Consider the following 23,190-nt stretch of genomic DNA (forward strand, 5'->3'; position numbering starts at 1 on the left):
AAAAATGCATAAATGAATCAAGAATAGTCATATTTTGATTTTAAATTTGCACAACTGAATCATTGATAACTTTGCTAGGTAAGGGCTCATCTAAAAGATTCTTAATTTTTCTATCAATGATTAATAGAAATATTCCACCTGCTAATGCCCATATCCCCAGTTGATAAAATACATGAAGATAATCTGGATTTGTGATAAGAGGATCTGTTACTTGGGTATGCACCATTTTATTAGAAATATATTGTGAAAGTGAGGCAGAAACTCCTGAAACCATCATCCAAGTTCCCATTAGAATACCTTGTAACTGAATAGGTGCTATGCGTCCAATCATTGCATAGCCAACTGGTCCTATAAGTAATTCAGCAAATGTTATAGCTGTAAAATGCAGTATGACCCAGAATAATCTACTGAAACCCTGATTATTAGAAAATATTACTGCAAAAGCTAAGCAAAGGAAGGACAAAGCTAAAATAAAAAAAGCACTAGCAAACTGAGTGGAAGTAGAAAAATTATATCCTCTGTTTTTAAATTTATTAATAAGTATTGATAAAACTGGAGCTCCGAAGATAATTATTACTGCATTAATATTTAAAATCCATTGTGTAGCAATTTCATAATTGAATATTTTTTTATCAACATTGTTTTTAATAAATAATATAATACCCATTGGACCAGTATAATAAATCATCCAGAAAATAATTGAGGTAGTTGCTAAGATTAAATAAATAAAGATTTTTTGCTTATCTTCTCGATTCTTTTGTCTAAGACCTAAGGTAAGAATAATTAAAAGCATGCCCAAACTTGTAATAATCACAAGACTATTACTCAAGTAAGAGGAATGAAAACATAAAACCAGTAAAGGGATAAGCAATAGAATTACCCATACACTAGTTATGTTTGTTCTAAGTTTTTCTCTACTGTTTATAAAACCTCTTAATTCTTTATCTTTAAGATTACGCCAACAAAAAATCAGGGTTAACACAGTTAGGATATTAGCTACTGAGCTTATATAGAATAAATGCTGATAGTTATTTGAATAGTCATAAAAGCCGCTAGTAATAAAGCCAGATAAAAATCCAACATTCATTGCTGCATAGCTTAAAAAAAATGCTTTATCTCTTCTGCTATCATCTGGCCCAAAAAGTTGAGATAGGAGGGTATTATAACAAGTCGTATTTAAACCACAGCCTATCAAAAATAGACTTAGACCAATATACAGCAGTGATTCATTAGCAAGTGAAAGAACTAAAAGACCAAATGTTTGGATTATAGTAGTAATTAAAAATAAACTGCGATTACTTAGATATTTTCCCCCTATAACCCCACCCAATAAATGTAAAACATAATTAAAGGCAAGGAATAAACCCACAATGCTATTAGAAGTAGTTTGAGAAAAGCCAAGCTTTTTATTGATATACAGTGAAAGTGAAGAATAAAGCACTGCAAACGAAAACGTTGAAAAAGCTTGAATAAAATATAGAGAAGTTACTCCTTGAGGCATTCTTTGTGATTTACTAAACATTTATTTCCTTTTACATCCTTGAGGAGGGTGACTCTATCATTAAATTTGACTACTATTAAATCCTTTTTACAATTATGCAAATTTTTAAATAAGGATATTTGCAGTAAACTGCATCATAAGTGTTATGGATATGAATCGAATAGTAAAAGTTTCATGGAATGAAATAAAAGATAGAGTGAATGTTGTAAACCCTTCTATTTATCAAGTGCTTGAAGAACTTTTATCTGAGTCACGAATCCCATTTTTTTTAGCTTCGTATAAATTCGGTGAGCATTTTGGTATTAAAAACCATGCTTATCTGCCTTCTCCATCAGGGAGTTTAGAAAAAATTGATAGTATTCATTTAGAGAACGAGTTATTTAAACATTTAGGTTATGGGAAAAATAGTCTTCCTTTGGGGATGATTCTGGACAAATTCTGCGAATGGCATTATTTTGGGGAGGAAGAAAGAATTTTTCCGGATTGTGTTCAAGGTCCAGGAGCAATTTTCAATATGCAAATTGTTTTTGATGAGGACCAAACAGTAGATAACAACGTCCTTTCTGTTTCATCGGGTGCTTTATCCTCCTTTTTGCTACCCAATATTGGTTGTCAAAGAAAGCATTCCAGAATACAAAAATTCTTTAATGTTTCTCACCCTCCGCCAAAATCTCCCTATGAGCATTATCGTATTTTTAAAGAGCTTTTAAGTGAAAAATTAACTACAGCAAGGTGGAATAGTCAGATTCTTTATTTTTCTGAGCAATTTATTGAAGAAGTTAAAAATAATGAAAAATGGTTGAAAGTAAAACTTTATTTTTCTGAAGCTCTGCGTAAGAAATTAACAAAAAATACCTATGATGCCTCCTGCAATGATTTATTTTTAAGTGCAAAGAAAGTAAATCGTTTTAGACCTACCCCCTTTATTATGGATACAGCAAAATATATTTTTAATATTTGTATGGGCTCTGGAATTGGAGTGAAACCAGCAGTTGATGAGCAATATTTGCCTGTTAGTGATATTCAAAAAATATACAACACTTGTTATGGACTTGAATATACCCCTACTGTAATGGTTCCATCAACTCTACAAGAAAAAAATGACAGCGTTTACTATCCATTACAATGTCCATTTGCAAAAATAAACACCTTTAAAACAAATCAAAGCAATAGTACGTTAACAGAGCTTGAAACTTTAAAGAATGTATTGTTAGCCTATAAAGAGGAATTTACAGAGGAGAAAGGGGATGCATTTGGTAGTACTTTGCATAAAGTAAGCAAAGAAACGCAATTTACTTTTTACCATTATAAAGAAAATGGGCAAAATTTGATTAGAAATCCTACTGAGTTATTAAATGAGGATCCTCGTTTTTTATATTCTTATTGTGATAACACGACGAATTTCTCTAGTGATGCAAAGCTATTTCGAGGATGTGTTCGACTTGCTAGATAGTTGATAATCTTTGATATTGATATCTAGGTTCCGTGAACCAATTTTTTTAATTACTTGAAAAGTAGGCAGTTTTTATAGTGAAATTCGATTGCGATCGTTAACAACACTAATGGAACTGCCTACATGTATAATAATATATCAGAACGAGTCTGGGATACAATTTATTCTTTTCTGCAAGGAGTAAAAGGATTGCACATTAAGAATAATGAGAAGACAAGATGCTTTGTGGAAGGAGTCTGGTATGTATTACGTACAGGCTGTCAATGGCGCCTGCTCCCGCCCTATTACGGACATTGGCGTAAAATTCACAAGCGATATAAAATGTGGTCAGATCGCGGCATTTGGACTGGCTTAATGTCTTCAGTTAGCGATGTTGATGATCAAGCCGTCATGATTGATGCCACCATAGTGCGCGCGCATGCGTGTGCATCTGGTTACGACAAGGAAGGGAATGATGCTCAGGCATTGGGGCGCAGTAAAGGAGGTTTTACCACTAAAATTCACGCTTTGGTGGATGGACTGGGGAATCCGATTAAGTTTATCCTGACCGGGGGACATCGAAACGATATTACTCAAGCAGCAGAGCTATTGAAGGAGCAGCGTGACACGATAGTTCTTGCAGATAAAGGATATGATTCACAGGCACTTGTTGACACACTGGAGAGTCAAGGCTGTATTGCAACCATTCCGTCAAAAAAGAATGCGAAGAACCCAAGAAAAATCGATAAAGAGCAGTACAAAGAGCGGTTTTTAGTTGAAGCTTTTTTCTCCAAAATCAAACACTTTCGGCGTGTTTTTTCTCGTTTTGATAAAACAACGACCGCTTTTTCCGGGTTCTTACATTTGGCCGGAGCGCTTATATGGATGCGCTAGAAAATTGGTTCACGGAACCTAGAAGTTGAAGATACTTTTCACTTAATTCTTTTCGATGAGCGGGTGGTAAATATAAGGTTGTGGTTTGATTAATTTTTGAATCTATTAAGTCCCTTAGTTTAATTTGCTCAATCCTAGGTTGTTTCATGGGAACTTGTGCTGCTTCATAAAGATAAGTGAAATGATCAGGGGTGTAGAACTTATTTAGGTATTCAAATAAAACCTGAATTTTGCTCGTTTGATTATTATCATGCATTCCGAGGTTTGCTACTTGCCATAAAATGACATGTGCATTTGTATCAATGTTTCTTTCATAGAGAAGCAGTTCTGTAGCATCCATAGTAAGGCATCCTTTATCACCTGGATCTATTTCTAAATCACTACATAGACAATCAAAAGTTGAAATTCCTGGGAGTATTATGGCACTTCCATTGTCTTCTTTTATTTTTTTTACAGCATTTAAGGCTGACTCAGAAAAGATTGTTGGATGTCCATAAAATAGAACACAAAGTACTATCCCTTTATTGTATTCGCTAATAATGTAGTTTGTGATGTTACTATAAGAATCTATTCGCTTATCACTATTGAAATAAAGTTTCTCTAAATTCTCAGCTTTTTTAGATTCACGTTGAATCCAAGACTTGAGATTATGCTCATTGACTAAATAGAGTACTTTGTCTGAATTTTTAATTATATATTTAGTTTCTTCAGTAAGATGCGAAACAGATTTTATTCCTGATCCACAAACTATTAGTTTTGACATTAACTATATAATTTCCACTATTTTATTGGAATCGGGTTGTGGCTCGGAACTCATTTCCTGAACCCTACACGCCAATTCTATATGTTTATTTGTATTTATAAATTCACTACCAACTGCATTTTCTATCTGCTCCAATAAATCCATTTTTTTCTCCATGAATCTAGTTGAGTTTATTGTATAAACAAAAGGGTTAAACGTATAGCTAATTTAAAAATTTAAACCAATCCTTTAAAAAATAAAAGACATTTATATTGCTCGCCAATACTCGATATGATGTAATAAGTGCACGAATCGAGTTATTCGAGAATATGGATATTAATATGAATCAAAATAATTTCCTCTCTAACAATACAAAAAGCAACAGAACTCTAAATATCCTCGAGGCCGCTAAGCTTTTAGGGGCTCATAAGGAAACTATTAGACGGATGGCTGCTAATGGATTAATCCCTGCCGCAAAAATAGGTAGAGGTTGGCGTTTCATAGAAGAAGATCTTGTGGTGTATATTAGAAACAAGTACTCTACTTGTGATGCATCGCAGGGTGTCAATATAAGGAGTAATGGTATATGGCACTCTATAAAAGAGACGGTATCTGGTGGACCGATATTTACCACCAAGGAAAACGTATACGCAAAAGCACTGGGACTGAAGTAAGACAAGACGCTCAACGCGTACACGACCAGCTTAAACGTGATTTATGGAATGAGAAAACTCAGAAGTCCTTACCTAAAAAATCATGGATGGATGCAGTTGTTCGATGGCTAGACGAATCCTCTTATAAACGAAGTTTAGAGATGGATAAAATGCACTTATTGTGGCTTGATCCTTATCTAAGAAAGTTTATGTTAGTTGATTTGGATAGAGATGTAATTGAATCCATTGCACAAAAAAAGGAAAAAACTGGTGTAACTTCTTCTACAGTAAATCGAATGCTGGAAGTAATTCGGGCAATTTTAAATCGAGCTCATAAACAATGGGGTTGGTTAGAATCTGTGCCAGTTATTCGGATGAGAAAAGAAGAAAATAGAAGAATACGGTGGTTAACTAAGGAACAGGCTGAACGTTTATTAAAGGAATTGCCTGAACATTTAAAATGTATGGCAGCCTTTACTTTATGTACTGGTCTACGTGAATCGAATGTTACTCAGTTAAAATGGAGTGAAATTTATTTGGATAAAGGACATGCTCTTATTCATCCTGATGAGTCTAAAACTAAAAGAGCAATTCCTGTTCCTTTGAATAAAAAAGCTATTTCACTTATTCAATCCCAAAAAGGTAAACATCCCTTGTATGTATTTACATACAAGGGTAATCCTGTAACTCGATGTAATAATCATGCATGGAGGAAGGCTCTACAAAGAGCGAATATTGATGATTTTCGATGGCATGATTTACGACATACATGGGCTAGTTGGCATGTGCAAAATGGAACGGCCTTACACGAGTTACAAGAACTTGGAGGATGGTCTAACTATGAAACGGTATTACGTTACGCTCACCTTTCAAGTGAGCATTTAAAAATAGCTGCAGAACGAGTTTATGACACGTTTATGCCACAGTAGATGGTTTTTTATGACACAGTAAAAGACTAATGCATTGATTTTACTATGTTAAAATGGCGCGCCCGGAAGGATTCGAACCTCCGACCCCCTGGTTCGTAGCCAGATACTCTATCCAACTGAGCTACGGGCGCGTTGACTGGCGGAGAGAGAGGGATTCGAACCCTCGATGGGATTTCTCCCATACTCCCTTAGCAGGGGAGCGCCTTCGACCACTCGGCCATCTCTCCAATCAATGGTTGCGCAGTATATCAGGTATTTTGATGCCGTCAATATGCGTTATCTATAAATTAAAATGGGATGCATAGGAAAGAAACTTTAAATACAGCAATATGAACTATAATTATCCAAAGAAGGGTAAATTGCTGTGTCAATCTTAGAGTATTCATTTTTTTCAACAAGTTAGTTTAATAATTTTTTATGTAATGCTTTATAAAAATTTCCAAATTTTCATGATTACTGCTACTCTTTATCATTCATAAATCAGAGCTGCTATCAGTGAAGAGGTATGGCGTTAAGTTAAAGGATCCGGGGTATCTCAACGGAAGTATGCTTCTCAATTTGGTAAAGAATAATTGAGAGTAATCTATTCTTTTAATGAAACATCGTTGCAGTGATGTAACCGCAATTTAAAAATAAGGAGGATCGATGAAACAGAAGTCGAATTTACATGGTCGAGATGTGTATGTTGTTGATGGAAATCGAACACCATTTCTCAAGGCCAAGGGAATAGGTCCTTTTTCTGGATCTGATTTAGCGGTAGCTGCAGGGATGGTATTATTAAATCGACAGCCTTTTTCTCCAACAGAGTTGGATGAAGTAATTATTGGTTGTGCAATGCCAAGTCCCGATGAGGCAAATATTGCGCGAGTAATTTCTTTGCGACTGGGATGTGGTGATAAAGTGCCTGCATTTACAGTGATGAGAAATTGTGCTTCTGGGATGCAAGCATTGGATAATGCAGCCATCCAAATTGCAAGTGGCCGTAGTGATTTGATACTTGCAGGGGGTACAGATGCCATGAGCCATGCTCCGTTATTGTTCAATCAAAAAATGGCATCCTGGTTGGCCAGTTGGTACTCTGCTAAGAGTATGGGCCAAAAATTAGGGTTAATCACACAATTTAGACCTAGCTATCTTGCTCCGGTTATTGCTTTGCTGCGCGGCCTTACTGACCCTATAGTGGGTATGAACATGGGACAAACCGCCGAAAAAGTTGCTTACCGCTTTAATATTACTCGTGAACAAATGGATGAATTTGCCAATCAAAGCCATTTAAGACTGGCAAAAGCCTATGACGAAAAGAGGATGTCGGAAGTATCACCGATTATTGGCTCTAAAGGACATATTTATTCACAAGATGATGGATTGCGAGCAGATTCAACCGTAGAAAAATTAGCGAAACTAAAACCATTTTTTGATAAAAAATACGGCATGGTAACTCCTGGTAACAGTTCGCAAATCACTGATGGGGCTTGTTTGTTGTTACTGGCCAGTGCTGATGCAGTGAAAAAATATGGTTTGCAGGTTATAGGCAGAATAGTGGATTCACAATGGGCCGCACTTGATCCTTCGCAAATGGGACTTGGCCCCGTACATGCAGCAACTCCTATCTTACAAAGACATAAATTAAAACCTGAAGACATGGATTGCTGGGAAATTAATGAAGCGTTTGCTGCTCAAGTTTTGGGTTGCGTTGCAGCTTGGAATGATGAGAATTATTGCCACACCCAGTTAGGTTTGGAAAAGGCCTGGGGAGGCCCTTCGCTCGAGAAGCTTAATCGTGATGGTGGTGCAATTGCAGCAGGACATCCTATAGGCGCAAGTGGTGCGCGTATTGTATTGCACGTTTTAAAATCATTAGAACAGAGAAATGAGTCTCGAGGTATGGCTTCTATCTGTATTGGTGGAGGACAGGGCGGGGCTATGTATCTTGAACGAGTGACTGAGGTGAAAGGACATGAATAATTACAAACATTGGGACTTGAAACGCGATAGTGACAATATTCTGTGGTTAGGCTTGGATAGAAAAGATACATCCATAAACAGCATTAATGAAGAAGTATTAGATGAACTCAACAGCCTTCTGCATGAAATTTCACAGGATAAAAAAGCTATAGGCTTAATTGTGCATTCAGCCAAAGAAAAAGGATTTATAGCTGGCGCAGATGTGAATGCTTTTTCAAAATTTGAGACTCCAGCCCAAGCAGTAGATTTCTTGCGAAAAGGACAAGCTGTATTTGCTCGATTACAGGCTCTGACAATTCCTAGCGTTGCGATGATTGATGGTTTTTGCATGGGCGGCGGTTATGAATTGGCTTTGGCTTGTACCTACCGAGTTGCGAGTGATGAAAAAGATACTCGAATCGGTTTGCCTGAAGTGATGTTAGGTATCCATCCAGGTTGGGGCGGCTCTGTACGATTACCTCAATTGATCGGTGGTTTTAACGCTTTATCACAAATCATTCTTACCGGAAATGCAGTCCATGCGGTAAAAGCTAAGAGTTTAGGTATGGTTGATGAGGTCGTTCCTGTTCGTCAGTTAAAACGAGCAGCAGTTTATTTCATTAAAAATAAACCACCAAAGCATAAACCTTCCTTTGTACAACGACTGACTAATAGTGCTTGGTTGAGAAAACCTATTGCTGCTTTAATGCGTCATAATATTGCGAAACGAGTGCGACGAGAGCATTATCCTGCACCTTATGCTATTGTTGATTTATGGGAGAAAGAAGGCGGCATAGGGGATAGGGCTTATTTGAAAGAGATAGACTCAGTGGAACGTTTAGTATCTACTGGAATTACTTCAAAAAACTTAATCCGCGCTTTTACCTTGCGTGAACGCTTGAAAGGTTTTGCAAAAGGCAGTGATTTTAAGGCAAACCATGTCCACGTTATAGGTGCTGGCGTCATGGGGGGCGATATTGCAGCATGGTGTGCTCTACGTGGCCTGCGAGTCACTTTGCAAGATCAATCTTATACTCAAATTGCTCCGGCAATTGGCCGTGCACATGCGCTATATAAGAAAAAATTGCGCAAGCCTCGTCTTATACAAGCAGCGATGGATAATTTAATTCCTGATCCTGAAGGACATGGTATTGCTCGTGCTGATGTAATTATTGAAGCGGTATTCGAAAATCTTGCTGTAAAGCAAGAAATTATGAGAAAAGTTGAAAAACTTGCTAAAAAAGATGCCATTATTGCTACAAATACTTCCAGTATTCCATTGGATGAAATGAGTAGTGTCATGGTGAATCCTAATCGCCTTGTTGGAATTCATTTTTTCAATCCAGTTGCTAAGATGGACCTGGTTGAAGTAGTGAGTAGTACACAAACCTCCAAGAAAGTTGAACTTAATTCCTGCGCTTTTGTCAATCAAATTGGCAAACTCCCATTACCGGTTAAGTCCAGCCCAGGATTTTTAGTAAATCGCGTATTAATGCCTTATCTCATGGAGTGTGTCCAATTGCTGGATGAAGGATATAGTGCTGAAACTATTGATGAAGCAGCTTTATCTTTTGGTATGTTCATGGGACCTGTAGAACTTGCAGATACAGTGGGGTTAGATGTCGGTTTGGCTGTTGCTGAAAATTTAACAGCCCATTTTGGTGGAACTGTACCTCAAAGGCTGCGTGACATGGTTAAAGAAGGTAAACTCGGTCGGAAAACAGGTCAAGGGTTATATCAGTACAAAAATGGTAAACCCATTAAAAAACAACCTAGTACGCCAATTCCTCCTCATATTGCAGATCGATTAATCCTAAGAATGGTTAATGAATCAGCTGCTTGTTTGCGTGAGGGAGTTGTTGCTGATGCAGATTTGCTTGATGCAGGTATGATTTTCGGCACCGGATTTGCTCCGTTCCGCGGCGGTCCAATGAACTATGCTAAGGATTTTGGAGCAAATAATTTGGAAAATTTATTTAAGACCCTTGAGTCCAAGTATGGCGAGCGGTTTAAAGTAGACGAAAGCTTTTAATTTACTTTTGGTATTTTTATGAAATATGTAGCCTGGGTGATATGTAGCGGAAACCCAGGTTACGTCTTTATCTTCATCAGACTCTGTTTATGGATAATTCATTGAAAATGATCTTCATCAAACAAAGGTTGCTCTTCTTGATTTTTATACAATTCTTTTGGGTATCTATTTCTAATGCCACCACCTTGGTTATCCCTGCAACAGGTGATGTAGTTGGAGAGGTTCAATATGCACAATCAGAGTTAAATGAAACGATTGATGAGATAGGAAAACGTTTCGATGTTGGATATTATGAGCTACTCAGAACAAACCCTCAAATCGACCCACGGCGCTCTTTAGCAATTAGTTCAGGACTTATTATTCCTACACAATATATATTGCCTAATGTTCCTAGAAAGGGAATTGTGATTAATTTAGCAGAATACCGCCTGTATTATTTTCCAGAAAATGAGAACGTAGTGATTACTTTTCCTGTTGGTATCGGTCGGGAAGGGTGGAATACCCCACTAGGGGTCACCAAAATTGTAGCCAAAGAAGCAAATCCCAAATGGCGCCCAACAGAAAATCTGCGCGCTGAAGCAGAAAAAAATGGAGATTTTCTTCCTGATGAGTTTCCTTCAGGACCCTATAACCCCTTAGGCCAACATGCTATGCGTTTGGGGTGGCCAACGTTTCTTATTCATGGGACAAATAAGCTTGATGGAATTGGCAAGCGTGTCAGCGCTGGGTGCATTCGCATGTATCCTGCTGATATCGAGTATTTATTTCGAATGGTACCCATCGGAACTCCAGTCAGGGTAATTAATGAACCAGTAAAAATTGGAAAATATGAAGGCGGATGGGTAGTACAAATACATCCTCCTTTAAGTGAACAGAGCGGTGTAACACTGCAATCTTCCCTGCAAAAATTGTTAAGTAGTCATCACGTACTTAACTTAAACAATAAGAAAATAATTCAAAATGAACTTGTTCATCCTACAGGTTTACTAAGAAAAATTTAGAACAAGACGAATTTTTACGGATCCAGTCTACAAATGGGCTATATTTTTTCTTGAGAACAGTATTTCAACACATAGTAGCTAATCCATAAAACAATAAATCCCCCGATAATATCAATTAAATAATGCCATCCTAATAAAACACAGGATGCAATAAGAAAAAAATTAATTATGGATAATAGAATACACGGAATGGTCCATTCTCTAAGCAGATTTACACATAAGATTGCCCAAATCACATGAAAAGAGGGAAGGGCTATTAATCCTCCTTCATTTGTAGTTGGATTAACATGGTTATGAATCTGATTGAATTTCAAGCCTGTAGCAATTTGCTCAGGCATGAAGAATGGGCTATTGGTGACGCTTGCTGGTGCAATAGTAGGAAAAAAATAATAAAATCCAAAACCAATTAGGACCGTGCATAACATATAGAAATAATATTCTCTGATCAGATGGAAGCGACGAGTAATAATGATCAGTACAGGCAAAATACTCATTTGATATGGAAGGCTGTCATAAATTACACCCAGTAAATATTTAAATTGAGGATGATTATGGGTCCAGGATACTATTGACTCCATATAGACATTCATATACTTCTCTTCGAATATGACGATAAATGGATCAATGATTGGAAATGGAGTTAATTGCACTGCATTTGTTGCGATGGCAATTACACTCATTATCGCAAAATAGTAAATTAGTTCTCGTCCAATTTGCCTGATTTTATTGTCCTGAGGAAAATAGAGGATGAGACCAAGGTTCAAAAGAATTAAGACTAAAGCAAGAAATGGGATGTCTTCAGGAAAATAGTTATTTCCTGGATATTTGAAAAAAAAATGGTTTATTAAAAGAATAATAGAGGATAAGGCCAGAATTAAACCGGAAAGAAAAATAATCGAACGCGATGATACCTGCCCCATTTTAGATATATTATTCAACAGTTTCTAAAAGTTTTTTTTGTTTAATTGCATGAAAAATCTCTTCTCTATGCACGTTCACGGATCTGGGTGCATCGACACCAAATTTTATATTTCCATGTTCTTGTGTTTTAAAAGCTAAAATCTTAATAGCTGTATCACCAATATGAATCATTAAAGGTTCTTCAAATTGAAGAGAAATTATATCCATTAATTACCTCTGTAACTTTCAAATAAGTTGATTATAAATCAAAGACATTTAACTTATGCACGGTAACTCAATTCATGGATATTTGTCACTATAAATTAATAAAAAATTTTACATAGGACATCTGATTTTAGCTTAACTCAGTTATTTAATTATTTTTAATTGTTTGATAATTGTATGATGCGATTAAAATGGTTATAATTAGCAGCTTTTTTTAAACCTTGCCTTACTGTTGTTATAAATAACAGAAGGCTTTAATCCATAAGGAGAAATCATGAGACATTATGAAATTATGTTTCTTGTGCACCCGGATCAGAGCGAACAAGTACCAGCAATGGTAGAGCGCTATGAAGGGATCATAAGTAAGCACAGTGGGGCGATCCACCGTAAAGAAGACTTGGGTCGTCGTCAATTAGCTTATCCAATTTGTGATGTACATAAAGCACATTACATTCTTATGAATATTGAATGTAGCCTTGAAGCTCTGGAAGAAATTAAAAATGCATTCAAATTTAATGATGCAATTATTAGAAATTTAATTACTCGTCAAAAACAAGCGATCACTACTGAATCTGTTTTGATGAAGAAAGAAAAAGAAACCAGATCTGCTTAAGAGGAGTTTTAATTATGTCAGCTTATTTCCGTAGAAAAAAAATGTGCCGTTTTAGTGCTGAGGGCGGTAATGAAATTGATTATAAGGATATCAATTTACTGAAAAATTATATTTCTGAAACAGGTAAAATTGTACCAAGCCGTATTACTGGTACTCAAACTCGTTTTCAAAGACAACTAGCAAGAGCAATTATGCAAGCCAGATTCCTTGGTCTGTTGCCATATTGTGATAGCCATAAATAAATAATAATGATGCGTGCAGGTAATTTTATAACAAAACAATGTAAGGTGATACTTGAAAGCAAACAGCAAGCAATTATTTATGCTGTGATTTTTTCAATATTGCCTTTTGCATCTTGGCTTTCAGTTGCCTTAGTATGTTTGGTGACATTAAGGAGGGGTGCAAAATCCGGTTTTGATGTTTTATTACCTGCACTTGTTATTCATACTGTTCCATTGATGATGTTAATACCATTATCCGGAGCTCTAATTAATACTCTTATTGCCTATCTTCCATGCTATTTTGCGGCATTGGGCTTGCGAAATACTGAACGATGGCAGGCAGTCGCCGGAGTATTTTTTGTACTGGCTTTTTTGGGGTGTCTACTCATCCAACTTTGGATTCCAGGTTTTATTGTCGAACAATTTAATTTGTTTAAAATGATTTTGACACAATACCAGGAACTGGTTGGGCCTGCTCTTAATGACATAAATTCAATAATTTTGGCGCAATTATTTTTTGGAATTCAGATATTAAGTGTTCTTGTTTCTGCGACAATTTCCTTAATGTTTGCGCGAGCAATGCAAGCAAAATTATTTTTACCTGGAGGTCTCAGGAATGAGTTAATGGCGTTTCGTAGTGGCAGACTTTCATTTTTAGTTTTCTTGGGGGTTTCTTTAGCAGCTTTTTATGAAATTCCTTTAGCTATTAATGTACTCCCCATAGTGCTTTGTTATTTCTTGGCTTCCGGATTTGGTCTGGTTTATTTTATTTTTTCTCGTAAGAGACAAGTTAAGGTCTTCATTTTATTAATGTTGTTAATATTTTTGAAACCAACTTTTGTATTATGTGCCTACATGGTCCTTGGTTCATTAGATAGTTTAGTTAATTTTAGATCGTATTTCCCTTCAGGGGTTGGCGAGTCAATTTAAGGGGTTATTAAGATGGAAGTTATCTTATTAGAAAAAGTGAGAAATTTAGGTAACCTGGGTGATAAAGTAAATGTCAAAGCGGGTTATGGTCGAAATTTCTTGATACCACAAAATAAAGCTGTTTTTGCAACACCTAAAAATATAGAATTATTTGAGCAACGCCGGGTTGAGCTTGAGAAAAAAGCCCAACAATCTTTGGCTACTGCGGAGCAGCGTGCGGCTAAATTGAATGATACTACTTTAGTGATTAACGCTATGGCGAGTGACGAAGGTAAGCTATATGGTTCTGTTGGTGTTAATGAAATCAAGGATGCTTTGACAGATAAAGGTATTGATGTGATCAAACGTGAAATTGTAATGCCAGAAGGTCCTCTGCATTCAATTGGTAATTTTGTGGTTGAGATACATGTTCATAGCGATGTTATTGCTAAATTGAATGTTGAAATTGTTCCATCCAAGTAATTATCTGAAGTTCTCATAGCCTGGGGTGAAGCGTAACACGCAACCCAGGCTTTTTCTTATATAAAAATCTGAGTGGTCGCTGGGCTGATGTGATTTATACGAAGATAATTCGGTAAAGTGCAAGTAGTGCAATGATCGTATTCAGGATAGCCCAAATATAAGAAGGAGATAACCCTTTATATCCGCTGTAGTAAGCATATATAGCAACTAATGTACTTCCCGAGAAAAATATCCATTTATCATTGTAGGCAAATCCCATAGAAAGTAAGGCGATACCAAAAACTCCCAATATTAAAAACACACTGTTTTCCTTACCGAACATCAAATAGAAAGTGAGTAATTGGCAACACATTAATATGGGTAAGAAAAATTGAGTATAAGGTCCGCTACCCAGTAAAATTGCTGCATGCCCTGCAATAAGTATTAATTGAAGCGCAATAAAATAAAGCATTCTAAAGTAAATAGCAGTTATAAGTAATGCAATAGCGCCAATAAAATAATAAAGTTGAGAATGAAGTTTAGGTAGGGTGGTCCCGAAAAACTTCAAAAGACCACACAGGATTATAAGTGAACCAATCCATCCTATAAGAATAAATATTTTTCTAGCCACATATCACCATTTTAAGTAAATTCCTTTTGCCACTGATTCCTGGATAATTGCACCTTGGGGTTTATTAAATGAAATCCAATAATTTCCCATATTGCTCAGAGCAAACTTAACTCTCGGATATTGACATACTTCTAAGACATTACGACAGTCCACTAGAGTAGTATTTTCGTCAACACGTTTATAACATTTAAAATTTAAGTTTTTAACATCAGAAGCAAATGCGCCCCAACTCATTGAATCCAATGTAGCATGTAAGGGCGGACTCATAAAGGCTTCTTCTGTATTTACACGCTCTAATTCAATTTTAGAATCAGAATGATTTTGAATTAAATAGTACGATTGATTTCCTGTTTCATTTAAAATCAAATAATTTTGACTGTATCCAAACCCCGTAACTTCACATCCACGTGGGAAAATACTTTCTGCCTGAACGGAACTAATGAGAGCTGCAGAGAAAATAATTGATTTATTAATTTGGTGAAATAAAGACATAATTACCTCAATAAGTATATTTTGTGGGTTATTTTAATCATAAAAAATACAAAGTCTATCCCACAATACAAACTATTCCTTTTGTGCGGCAATTTTTGCCTTAATCATAGGGTAATAAGTTCTGTAAAAACTTAAAAATAAGTACATTCCAACATAAGCCAAAGATAGGCTAAGACAAATGATATTTGTATTAGGATAGCTAATAAGTACGCAAATCGAGCTAATGGCATAAATAATAGAACAGATATGCATGAGTATTTTTAATACTCTGGATTCTGTTAAATAGTCCAGTCTCGAGGGATATACATACTTTACAGGTACAAAAATAAGTATGGAGAGTATGATTAATATAATGGCATTCGTTGCAGCAGAAGTATCAAAAATAAACATATATAAAATGGTAATATTCCAGTAACAAGGAAATCCTTTAAAGAAATGATCTGGAGTCTTGGCATCAGATTGGCAAAATTGATAAGCAGAGGTAATTGAAACCGCAGCAATAAGAAAGACAGAGTATTCAGGTGGGAGCATACCTGGTTTCACGAGTAAGAAAAAACATGGCGTAATAACGTAATTTAAATAGTCAACAATGTTATCAAGCAAAGCACCGTCTATCTTGGGCAAAATTTCCTTAATATTAACCAGGCGAGCTAGACTTCCATCAACGGCGTCGATAGCAACGGTAATAAACATAAGCCATAAAGCGAAAATGTATTCGTGCTGATATATCTTTACTAATGAAAAGACACCGATACAGGCTGCGCTCGCAGTAAAGAGATGCACTGACCAAGCCGCTACGTAGTGTAATGGATGGAATTGCTGTTTGCTTAAGTTCATTAATTATCCTAGTGTTAATAGCGCGTTTTTTAAAATATGGATTTTCCGAAATATTTATTAATTGTACTAATGTATTGATTTAAATTACTATTGCTTTTTCTGAAAATCTAAGAATATGAAAATAGTATCAATAATCAAAAGTAGTGCGCAAGGAGAGTTGATAACTTTAATTAAATATACTTTATTCTGTATGGAGACATCATGATAATTCAAACGGTAAATCCCGCAACTGAACAAATAATACAAAGCTACGATTGCATGAATGAGCAGGAAGTTGATAAAAAACTTAACGAATCACATAAAGCATATTTGGAATGGAAAAAAACGTCTTTTAGCCGCAGAAAGTCATTAATGTTGCAACTTGCCCAACTTTTAAAGACAAAAGCAGATGAATTGGCTCATTTAATGGCAATTGAAATGGGTAAACCCATTACTGCAGGTAGAGCTGAAATTAATAAATGCGCCTGGTTATGCGAGTATTTTGCAGAGCATGCAGAAGAATACCTTGCTCCAAAAGTTATTCAAACGGAAATGAAAAAAGCAAAAGTATGTTATCGTCCTCTTGGAATTGTTTTTGCCATCATGCCTTGGAATTTTCCTTTTTGGCAGGTTTTCCGTTTTGCTGTTCCCACACTTATGGCTGGAAACGTTGCCGTATTGAAGCACGCACCTATTTCAACGGGAACAGGCAACAAAATAGAAGAATTATTTCTTGAGGCAGGATTTCCAGCACACGTTTTTCAGCATTTGATCGTCGATAATGATGGAGCGGCAAAAGTTATAGAACATCCTTATGTTATTGCTGTTACCTTGACAGGAAGCGGACGAGCAGGACGTGCTGTTGCAAGTCATGCAGGAAAATTTTTAAAAAAATCAGTGTTAGAGCTTGGTGGAAGCGATCCCTATGTCGTTCTTGAAGACGCTGATCTTGATCTTGCTGCACGCTGTATTGTTAATTCAAGACTTAATAACTCAGGTCAAGTCTGTATTGCTGCTAAGCGTATCATTGTTTTAAAATCCGTTGAAAAAGAATTGACACATAAAATAATGGAACATATGGCTGCATTTAAAATGGGGAATCCACTTGATTCGGAAATGAACCTTGGTCCTTTAGCCCGTTCCGACTTGCGCGAAAACTTACATATTCAAGTAGAAAAATCACTGAAACAAGGTGCTAAATTATTGGTAGGTGGTATAATTCCCGCCGGAAAAGGTTTTTATTATCCACCAACTTTATTAACTCAGGTGACGCCTGGCATGCCAGCTTTCGATGAAGAGTTATTTGGACCTGTTATTGCTCTTATTACAGCCAATAATGAGAAAGAAGGCCTTGCATATGCAAATCAAAGCCAATATGGCTTGGGTGCTGCGGTGTTTACTCGTGATTTGGAGAGAGGAGAGCATATAGCTACTTACGAGATAGAAGCTGGTGCTTGTTTTGTTAACGCTTTTGTAGCTTCAGATCCCAGGTTACCATTTGGTGGAATAAGAGAGTCAGGGTATGGTCGTGAATTATCAAAAGAAGGCATATTAGAGTTTGTTAATACTAAAACCATAGCCATTAGTGATTCTTAATAATTAACTCATGCTGAGTAAAAAATATGATTTTTTGGCCACTCTTATCCAGCCGGTAAATAACCTGCCGGGATAAGAGTGGCTGGTTATTTATATATTTAAACAATAATTCTCGCTGTAGGGCTGAGCAAATCGATGAGGTAGAACAACAATGTCTTATAAATTTGAAGAGGGTAAAGACGTATTAATTGAAGCCATTGTCAATAGAATTAGAAGTTCTATGGTTGGTGATCAAACCGAGTTTTGCGCCGAATTTGCTAAACAGCTATATGGCACTGTAGCAATGGAAGATCTTAATGCATGGACTATCGATGATCTTTACGGCGCTGTAGTAAATTTTTGGGCTTTAATTAGTGAACGTGCACCACATGAGACAAAAATTAGAGTCTATAACCCAGATTATGAACGTCATGGATGGCAAACAACTCATACCGTCATTGAAGTAATTTGTGATGATATGCCGTTTTTGGTTGATTCAATTCGTTTGGTAATCCATAGAATGGGCCTATCCTCTCATCTAACCATTCATATGGGAGGTATTCGAGTTAAAAGAGATAAAGACAATCGAGTTTGTCAGATCTTACCCCGTAGCCAACTGTTAGATGAAAAAGGGGTGATCCATGAAGCGCCTATATTTCTAGAAATTGATCGGCAAACTGATCCTAAGGTACTTGAAGAACTGCATCAAGGATGTGAGCGAGCCCTGGAAGATAATCGCGTCGTTTTTGAAGATTGGGAAAAAATGCGTGCTGAAGTTCGGGAAGCAATTGCAGAGATTGATAAAGTATCTTCAGTACTTGATTTAGATGAAGTGGAAGAAACTAAGGCATTTTTACATTGGATTGAAGACCATCATTTTACTTTCCTAGGGATGAGAGATTATGAATTGGTAGAAAAAGGTAAGGAAACGGTTTTACAAGCTGTTCCGAAAACCGGATTAGGACTTTTGCGTGAAAGCGTTACTAAATCAATGGCGCGAAGCATTTCTGCAATGGCGCCTGAAGCACGTGAATTTACCTTGTCTCCACGAATTTTGGTTACCTCAAAAACAAATACGTTGGCAAGTGTTCATCGTGATGCTTATACCGATTACATTGGAGTCAAACGATTTAATGAGCAAGGAAATGTGATTGGTGAACGAAGAATTATTGGCCTTTATACTTCTGCTGCTTATCATACCAATCCGAAACAAATTCCATTCTTGCGACGTAAAGTAGCTCACATTATGGAAAATTCCGGATTAAATCCACGCAGCCATGCAGGTAAGGTTTTATTAAATATTCTTGAAACTTTGCCCAGAGATGATTTGATTCAAGGAACAGAAGATGAACTTCTGGAAATTGCAATGGGTATATTTTACATGCAGGACAGAAAGCGTATTCGTTTGTTCGCGCGGGTTGATGTTTATCGACGCTTTGTCTCTTGTCTCGTATATGTCCCTAAAGACAGGATAAATACCGAGTTAAGAATGGCTATGAAGGAAATTCTTGACGAGAGTTTTAACTCAATTGAGACTACTTATTCGACTCAATTTACTGAGTCTGTTCTGGCACGTGTTCATTTTATTATTAAAATTAATCCGAGTGTACCACTTGAATATGATTTAAAAGACATTGAAAGGAAACTGATTGAAGCCGGGCGCTCTTGGACCGACGATTTACAAACACATTTATATGAAGCTTATGGGGAAGAACAAGCAAATACCCTTTATGCTCGTTACAAGCATGCATTCCCTGTTGCTTATAGTGATATGTTCCCAGCCAGGACAGCAGTTTATGATATTAAACATATCGAACAACTCACAGCGGAACAACCTCTGGGTATTAATTTTTATAAACCCTTGGATGAATCAGAAAATAGTTTTAGATTAAAGGTGTATCAACATGATACCACCATTCCTTTATCTGATGTGTTACCGATATTAGAAAAATTGGGCTTGCGTGCTATAAGTGAACGTCCCTATCCATTAAAATTTGAGGATGGCAAAGTATCTTGGATTAATGATTTTGCCATGCAATATAATAAACCAATTGAGTTTGATCTTGATGAGATTAAAGAATTATTCCAGAATGCTTTTGCTAAAGTTTGGTTTGCTCAAGCTGAAAATGATGGATTCAATCAGTTAGTTTTAGCCGCAGGACTTAATTGGCGTGAAGTCGCTGTTTTGCGTACCTATGCCAAGTATTTTAAACAAATTGGTATTACCTTTAGCCAAGACTATATGGAAACGGCATTAAATAATAATGTTGCTATTGCTAAAAAATTAGTGAGATTATTTGAAATTCGCTGTAATCCTGCTGATGATACTAATAGAGAGGATCGTTTTGCTGATTTATCCATCGAAATATTAAGCGATCTTGATACTGTATCGAATCTAGATGAAGACAAAATAATCAGACAATACATTCATGCCATTAGCGCGACATTACGTACTAATTTTTATCAAATAAATGAAGATGGACATCATAAACCTTATATTTCTCTTAAGCTAAATAGTAAAATTATTCCCGGTGTGCCAAAACCACATCCGATGTTTGAAATTTTTGTTTACTCTCCTCGTTTTGAAGGGGTTCATTTACGTTGCGGCAAGGTTGCTCGCGGCGGTTTGCGTTGGTCTGATCGAAGGGAAGATTTCCGTACGGAAATACTAGGTTTGATGAAAGCACAACAAGTAAAAAATTCAGTTATTGTACCTAGTGGTGCCAAAGGTGGTTTTGTGCCCAAGTTTTTACCTGTAAACGGTACTCGGGAAGAAATAATGGCTGAGGGAATTGGTTGTTATCAATTATTTATTCGTGGTCTTCTCGATATCACCGATAATTATGTTGAAGGTAGAGTGGTTAAACCTAAGAACGTTATATGTTTTGATGAAGATGATCCTTACCTTGTTGTTGCTGCAGATAAAGGTACGGCAACCTTCTCTGACCTTGCTAATGCTATTTCTTTAGAATATGGCTTTTGGTTAGGTGACGCTTTTGCATCTGGTGGATCAATAGGTTATGACCATAAGAAAATGGGAATTACAGCAAAGGGTGCATGGGAATCAGTGAAGCGTCATTTCTATGAATTAGATATAGACATTGAAAATAACGATTTCACTGTTGTTGGAATTGGAGATATGGCGGGAGATGTATTTGGTAACGGTATGCTGTTGTCAAAACACATCAAGTTAATTGGTGCATTTAACCATATCCATATTTTTGTCGATCCTGAGCCTGATGCAGAAGTCAGTTTCAAAGAAAGAGAGCGTTTATTTCATTTACCACGTTCAAACTGGACGGATTATGATAAAAAACTTATTTCCAAAGGTGGCGGTGTGTTCAATCGTAATGCCAAATCCATCCCTGTCAGCAAGGAAATGCAAGCGGCTTTTGGAATTAAACAAACCGAAATTGAACCAAACGAGTTAATTAAAGCAATTTTAAGAGCTAAGGTTGACTTACTTTGGAGTGCAGGAATTGGTACTTATGTTAAGGCTAGTACTGAATCAAACGCTAATGTTGGTGACCGAACCAACGATGCAACTCGAGTCAATGCAAAACAATTACGTTGTAAAGTTGTGGGAGAGGGCGGCAACTTGGGATTAACCCAATTGGCGCGAGTCGAATACTCATTAAGTGGTGGAATGGTATATACCGATTTCATCGATAATTCGGGTGGTGTGAATTGTTCGGACAAAGAAGTAAATATTAAGATTCTGTTGAACGGCATTGTAGCGGTCGGTGATTTGACTCCCAAACAACGTAATGAATTGTTAATTGAAATGACCGACGAGGTCAGCAAACTGGTACTCCGTGACAATTTCTTGCAAACGAGAGCGATTAGTTTAACTGCATCGCAACCTCTTCAAGCATTGGATCTACAAAGTCGCTATATTAGTGAATTGGAACGCACTGGAAAAATTGATCGCAATCTCGAGTACTTACCTGACGATAAGGTTATTTTGGAACGCAAATTAATGGGTAAAGGTTTGATGCGTCCCAGTATTGCTGTATTAATGTGTTACAGTAAAACAATTCTTAAGGAGCAAATCCTGGCTTCAGCTGTTCCCGAAGAAGCGTATATGACACAATTTTTAATTAGTTCGTTTCCCAAACATTTGCAAAAGCGCTTTAGCAAGCAAATGCAATCTCATCCATTAAAAAGAGAAATTATAGCGACTCGATTAAGCAATATTATAGTAAATGAGATGGGCTTTACTTACATTTACAGATTACAAGATGAAACAGGAGCTCCTGTTTCAGCAATCGTAAGAGCATACGTCATTACTCGTTCTGTGCTTAATTTAGAATCTGTTTGGAAACAAATCGAAGAGTTGGGTACTAAAATAAGCGCTAAAAAGCAAATCGAAATGATGATGCTTTATTCCAGATTAGCTCGACGCCTTACTCGTTGGTTCTTGCGTAGTCAACGCAGAGCTGTGGATATTTCTGAGGTTGTCAAACTCTATGCACAAGGTGTTGTTGAATTGAAAATGTCCATCCCAGCGATTTTAAATGAAGAGCGACGAACAAAATACAATGAACATTATCAAGAGCTAGTTGATGAAGGAATTCCACCAGCGCTCGCACATGATTTAACGGTAACTCGAAGTTTATTTGCGGCAACTGACATCATCGAAATTGCTTATAAGAGAAATATGAAGGTAGCACAGGTAGCTGAGATTTATTTCGGAATTGGGGAGTTTCTGGATCTTGCCTGGATAAGAAAGCAAATTATTATGCATCCAAGTGAGAATCATTGGGAGTCTCTCTCTAGAGAAGCATTGCGGGATGATTTAGATTGGCAACAACGCCAACTCACTTCTGGACTGATTAACTATGATGGTGATAACCCGGATTTGCAGGCGCGCCTTGCTTCCTGGGGAGAGTCTCATCGTGCTTTAATTCAGCGTTGGCGCTTTATATTGGCAGATCTAAAAGCAAGTACAATTCTAAATTATACTATGTTTTTTGTTGCAATCAGGGAGTTACTGGATTTGACTCAAACAACTTTGCAAGCTTACGCATTGGTTGAGCAAGAAGCATAATACGAGTATGTTTGTGCTGGTTGAGACTTAGTTAAAGATCTCCGCCTTTTCGATCAGTTTATGATAAAGGCGGCGAACCAGTAGCTTGGGTCATTTTGACCTGAGGTAACGTCAGTTTTTCATTTTAAATTTCTCTATGTGCCGCTTGAATTTCTCTACCTACTGCTT

At 36.7% G+C, this 23,190-nt stretch carries 21 protein-coding genes and 2 tRNA genes; 13 read left to right on the forward strand and 10 right to left on the reverse strand.

Annotation, left to right across the window (positions count from 1 at the left end; translation table 11 throughout):
- Positions 1–40: 40 nt before the first annotated feature.
- Positions 41–1,522, reverse strand: a complete 1,482-nt coding sequence (locus tag FOLKNPGA_RS08640) for a peptide MFS transporter (protein ID WP_182352651.1) — start codon at positions 1,520–1,522, stop codon at positions 41–43.
- 130 nt (positions 1,523–1,652) lie between these two features.
- Between FOLKNPGA_RS08640 and FOLKNPGA_RS08645 the strand changes: the two genes are divergently transcribed.
- Positions 1,653–2,954: a hypothetical protein gene (locus FOLKNPGA_RS08645; RefSeq protein ID WP_182352652.1), complete on the forward strand. Its 1,302-nt coding sequence runs from the start codon at positions 1,653–1,655 to the stop codon at positions 2,952–2,954.
- A gap of 123 nt (positions 2,955–3,077) precedes the next feature.
- Complete coding sequence (locus FOLKNPGA_RS08650; RefSeq protein ID WP_058441825.1) at positions 3,078–3,827, forward strand: IS5 family transposase; 750 nt, start codon at positions 3,078–3,080, stop codon at positions 3,825–3,827.
- On the opposite strand, the gene FOLKNPGA_RS08655 is transcribed toward FOLKNPGA_RS08650, so the two are convergent.
- Together FOLKNPGA_RS08655 and FOLKNPGA_RS08660 are read right to left on the reverse strand one after the other, a co-directional pair.
- Positions 3,811–4,590 carry an SAM-dependent methyltransferase gene (locus tag FOLKNPGA_RS08655; protein WP_182352653.1) on the reverse strand — a complete coding sequence of 260 codons (780 nt, stop codon included), beginning with the start codon at positions 4,588–4,590 and terminating at the stop codon, positions 3,811–3,813. The genes FOLKNPGA_RS08650 and FOLKNPGA_RS08655 overlap by 17 nt on opposite strands.
- Positions 4,591–4,593: 3 nt before the next feature.
- Positions 4,594–4,734 carry a hypothetical protein gene (locus tag FOLKNPGA_RS08660; protein ID WP_182352654.1) on the reverse strand — a complete coding sequence of 47 codons (141 nt, stop codon included), beginning with the start codon at positions 4,732–4,734 and terminating at the stop codon, positions 4,594–4,596.
- 176 nt (positions 4,735–4,910) lie between these two features.
- Between FOLKNPGA_RS08660 and FOLKNPGA_RS08665 the strand changes: the two genes are divergently transcribed.
- Entirely contained in the window at positions 4,911–5,243 is a 333-nt protein-coding gene (locus FOLKNPGA_RS08665) for a helix-turn-helix domain-containing protein (protein WP_182352655.1), read from the forward strand.
- A complete protein-coding gene (locus tag FOLKNPGA_RS08670; protein ID WP_182352656.1) occupies positions 5,156–6,151 on the forward strand; it encodes a site-specific integrase in 996 nt (331 codons plus the stop codon). Before FOLKNPGA_RS08665 ends, FOLKNPGA_RS08670 begins: the two co-directional genes overlap by 88 nt.
- A gap of 54 nt (positions 6,152–6,205) precedes the next feature.
- Here FOLKNPGA_RS08670 and FOLKNPGA_RS08675 read toward each other — a convergent pair.
- Positions 6,206–6,282, reverse strand: a tRNA-Arg gene (locus FOLKNPGA_RS08675).
- 6 nt (positions 6,283–6,288) lie between these two features.
- Positions 6,289–6,378 (reverse strand) — tRNA-Ser (locus tag FOLKNPGA_RS08680).
- A 418-nt stretch (positions 6,379–6,796) separates the two neighbouring features.
- On the opposite strand from FOLKNPGA_RS08680, the gene FOLKNPGA_RS08685 reads away from it, so the two are divergent.
- The 3 genes from FOLKNPGA_RS08685 to FOLKNPGA_RS08695 all read left to right on the forward strand — a co-directional run bounded on the left by FOLKNPGA_RS08685 (position 6,797) and on the right by FOLKNPGA_RS08695 (position 11,128).
- Positions 6,797–8,116: an acetyl-CoA C-acetyltransferase gene (locus tag FOLKNPGA_RS08685; RefSeq protein ID WP_182352657.1), complete on the forward strand. Its 1,320-nt coding sequence runs from the start codon at positions 6,797–6,799 to the stop codon at positions 8,114–8,116.
- Complete coding sequence (locus FOLKNPGA_RS08690) at positions 8,109–10,127, forward strand: 3-hydroxyacyl-CoA dehydrogenase NAD-binding domain-containing protein (protein ID WP_182352658.1); 2,019 nt, start codon at positions 8,109–8,111, stop codon at positions 10,125–10,127. The genes FOLKNPGA_RS08685 and FOLKNPGA_RS08690 overlap by 8 nt, the downstream gene beginning before the upstream one ends.
- A gap of 137 nt (positions 10,128–10,264) precedes the next feature.
- A complete protein-coding gene (locus FOLKNPGA_RS08695; protein ID WP_232890945.1) occupies positions 10,265–11,128 on the forward strand; it encodes a L,D-transpeptidase family protein in 864 nt (287 codons plus the stop codon).
- A gap of 38 nt (positions 11,129–11,166) precedes the next feature.
- Here the strand turns inward: FOLKNPGA_RS08695 and FOLKNPGA_RS08700 are convergent, their stop codons facing one another.
- Both FOLKNPGA_RS08700 and FOLKNPGA_RS08705 read right to left on the reverse strand, forming a co-directional pair.
- Positions 11,167–12,048, reverse strand: a complete 882-nt coding sequence (locus FOLKNPGA_RS08700; RefSeq protein WP_182352659.1) for a phosphatase PAP2 family protein — start codon at positions 12,046–12,048, stop codon at positions 11,167–11,169.
- Between the two features lie 10 nt (positions 12,049–12,058).
- Entirely contained in the window at positions 12,059–12,256 is a 198-nt protein-coding gene (locus FOLKNPGA_RS08705; RefSeq protein WP_182352660.1) for a carbon storage regulator, read from the reverse strand.
- A gap of 271 nt (positions 12,257–12,527) precedes the next feature.
- On the opposite strand from FOLKNPGA_RS08705, the gene rpsF reads away from it, so the two are divergent.
- From rpsF to rplI, 4 genes are read left to right on the forward strand one after another with little or no spacing between them, the layout of a single operon-like run.
- Positions 12,528–12,866 (forward strand): 30S ribosomal protein S6, encoded by a 339-nt coding sequence (gene rpsF / locus FOLKNPGA_RS08710; RefSeq protein WP_182352661.1) that lies wholly within the window; start codon positions 12,528–12,530, stop codon positions 12,864–12,866.
- 14 nt (positions 12,867–12,880) lie between these two features.
- Positions 12,881–13,108: a 30S ribosomal protein S18 gene (gene rpsR, locus FOLKNPGA_RS08715; RefSeq protein WP_010653600.1), complete on the forward strand. Its 228-nt coding sequence runs from the start codon at positions 12,881–12,883 to the stop codon at positions 13,106–13,108.
- Positions 13,109–13,114: 6 nt separating this feature from the next.
- A complete protein-coding gene (locus FOLKNPGA_RS08720; protein WP_182352662.1) occupies positions 13,115–14,017 on the forward strand; it encodes a hypothetical protein in 903 nt (300 codons plus the stop codon).
- 12 nt (positions 14,018–14,029) lie between these two features.
- Positions 14,030–14,479, forward strand: a complete 450-nt coding sequence (gene rplI, locus FOLKNPGA_RS08725) for a 50S ribosomal protein L9 (protein WP_182352663.1) — start codon at positions 14,030–14,032, stop codon at positions 14,477–14,479.
- A gap of 94 nt (positions 14,480–14,573) precedes the next feature.
- On the opposite strand, the gene FOLKNPGA_RS08730 is transcribed toward rplI, so the two are convergent.
- The 3 genes from FOLKNPGA_RS08730 to pcsA all read right to left on the reverse strand — a co-directional run bounded on the left by FOLKNPGA_RS08730 (position 14,574) and on the right by pcsA (position 16,418).
- Positions 14,574–15,089: a hypothetical protein gene (locus FOLKNPGA_RS08730; protein WP_182352664.1), complete on the reverse strand. Its 516-nt coding sequence runs from the start codon at positions 15,087–15,089 to the stop codon at positions 14,574–14,576.
- A gap of 3 nt (positions 15,090–15,092) precedes the next feature.
- Positions 15,093–15,581, reverse strand: coding sequence for an enhanced entry protein EnhB (locus FOLKNPGA_RS08735; protein WP_182352665.1), 489 nt, complete (start codon positions 15,579–15,581; stop codon positions 15,093–15,095).
- Between the two features lie 72 nt (positions 15,582–15,653).
- Complete coding sequence (pcsA, locus tag FOLKNPGA_RS08740) at positions 15,654–16,418, reverse strand: phosphatidylcholine synthase (RefSeq protein ID WP_182352666.1); 765 nt, start codon at positions 16,416–16,418, stop codon at positions 15,654–15,656.
- 201 nt (positions 16,419–16,619) lie between these two features.
- Here pcsA and FOLKNPGA_RS08745 point away from each other — a divergent pair, with 201 nt between their 5' ends.
- The gene (locus FOLKNPGA_RS08745) at positions 16,620–17,993 is read left to right on the forward strand and encodes an NAD-dependent succinate-semialdehyde dehydrogenase (protein WP_182352667.1); all 1,374 of its coding nucleotides are present in this window, start codon (positions 16,620–16,622) and stop codon (positions 17,991–17,993) included.
- A gap of 151 nt (positions 17,994–18,144) precedes the next feature.
- On the forward strand, positions 18,145–23,022 hold the full coding sequence (locus FOLKNPGA_RS08750; protein WP_182352668.1) for an NAD-glutamate dehydrogenase: 4,878 nt from the start codon (positions 18,145–18,147) through the stop codon (positions 23,020–23,022).
- Positions 23,023–23,190: the final 168 nt, after the last annotated feature.

Source organism: Legionella sp. PC1000 (assembly GCF_014109805.1).
In the GTDB taxonomy this organism is placed as follows: Bacteria; Pseudomonadota; Gammaproteobacteria; order Legionellales; family Legionellaceae; genus Legionella; species Legionella resiliens.

Bases quoted from the DNA above. Each gene is read 5' to 3' on its own strand.
- FOLKNPGA_RS08640 (WP_182352651.1), bottom strand. From the start codon at position 1,522: ATGTTTAGTAAATCACAAAGAATGCCTCAAGGAGTAACTTCTCTATAT.
- FOLKNPGA_RS08645 (WP_182352652.1), top strand. From the start codon at position 1,653: ATGAATCGAATAGTAAAAGTTTCATGGAATGAAATAAAAGATAGAGTG.
- FOLKNPGA_RS08650 (WP_058441825.1), top strand. From the start codon at position 3,078: ATGTATAATAATATATCAGAACGAGTCTGGGATACAATTTATTCTTTT.
- FOLKNPGA_RS08655 (WP_182352653.1), bottom strand. From the start codon at position 4,590: ATGTCAAAACTAATAGTTTGTGGATCAGGAATAAAATCTGTTTCGCAT.
- FOLKNPGA_RS08660 (WP_182352654.1), bottom strand. From the start codon at position 4,734: ATGGATTTATTGGAGCAGATAGAAAATGCAGTTGGTAGTGAATTTATA.
- FOLKNPGA_RS08665 (WP_182352655.1), top strand. From the start codon at position 4,911: ATGAATCAAAATAATTTCCTCTCTAACAATACAAAAAGCAACAGAACT.
- FOLKNPGA_RS08670 (WP_182352656.1), top strand. From the start codon at position 5,156: ATGGCACTCTATAAAAGAGACGGTATCTGGTGGACCGATATTTACCAC.
- FOLKNPGA_RS08685 (WP_182352657.1), top strand. From the start codon at position 6,797: ATGAAACAGAAGTCGAATTTACATGGTCGAGATGTGTATGTTGTTGAT.
- FOLKNPGA_RS08690 (WP_182352658.1), top strand. From the start codon at position 8,109: ATGAATAATTACAAACATTGGGACTTGAAACGCGATAGTGACAATATT.
- FOLKNPGA_RS08700 (WP_182352659.1), bottom strand. From the start codon at position 12,048: ATGGGGCAGGTATCATCGCGTTCGATTATTTTTCTTTCCGGTTTAATT.
- FOLKNPGA_RS08705 (WP_182352660.1), bottom strand. From the start codon at position 12,256: ATGGATATAATTTCTCTTCAATTTGAAGAACCTTTAATGATTCATATT.
- rpsF (WP_182352661.1), top strand. From the start codon at position 12,528: ATGAGACATTATGAAATTATGTTTCTTGTGCACCCGGATCAGAGCGAA.
- rpsR (WP_010653600.1), top strand. From the start codon at position 12,881: ATGTCAGCTTATTTCCGTAGAAAAAAAATGTGCCGTTTTAGTGCTGAG.
- FOLKNPGA_RS08720 (WP_182352662.1), top strand. From the start codon at position 13,115: ATGATGCGTGCAGGTAATTTTATAACAAAACAATGTAAGGTGATACTT.
- rplI (WP_182352663.1), top strand. From the start codon at position 14,030: ATGGAAGTTATCTTATTAGAAAAAGTGAGAAATTTAGGTAACCTGGGT.
- FOLKNPGA_RS08735 (WP_182352665.1), bottom strand. From the start codon at position 15,581: ATGTCTTTATTTCACCAAATTAATAAATCAATTATTTTCTCTGCAGCT.
- pcsA (WP_182352666.1), bottom strand. From the start codon at position 16,418: ATGAACTTAAGCAAACAGCAATTCCATCCATTACACTACGTAGCGGCT.
- FOLKNPGA_RS08745 (WP_182352667.1), top strand. From the start codon at position 16,620: ATGATAATTCAAACGGTAAATCCCGCAACTGAACAAATAATACAAAGC.
- FOLKNPGA_RS08750 (WP_182352668.1), top strand. From the start codon at position 18,145: ATGTCTTATAAATTTGAAGAGGGTAAAGACGTATTAATTGAAGCCATT.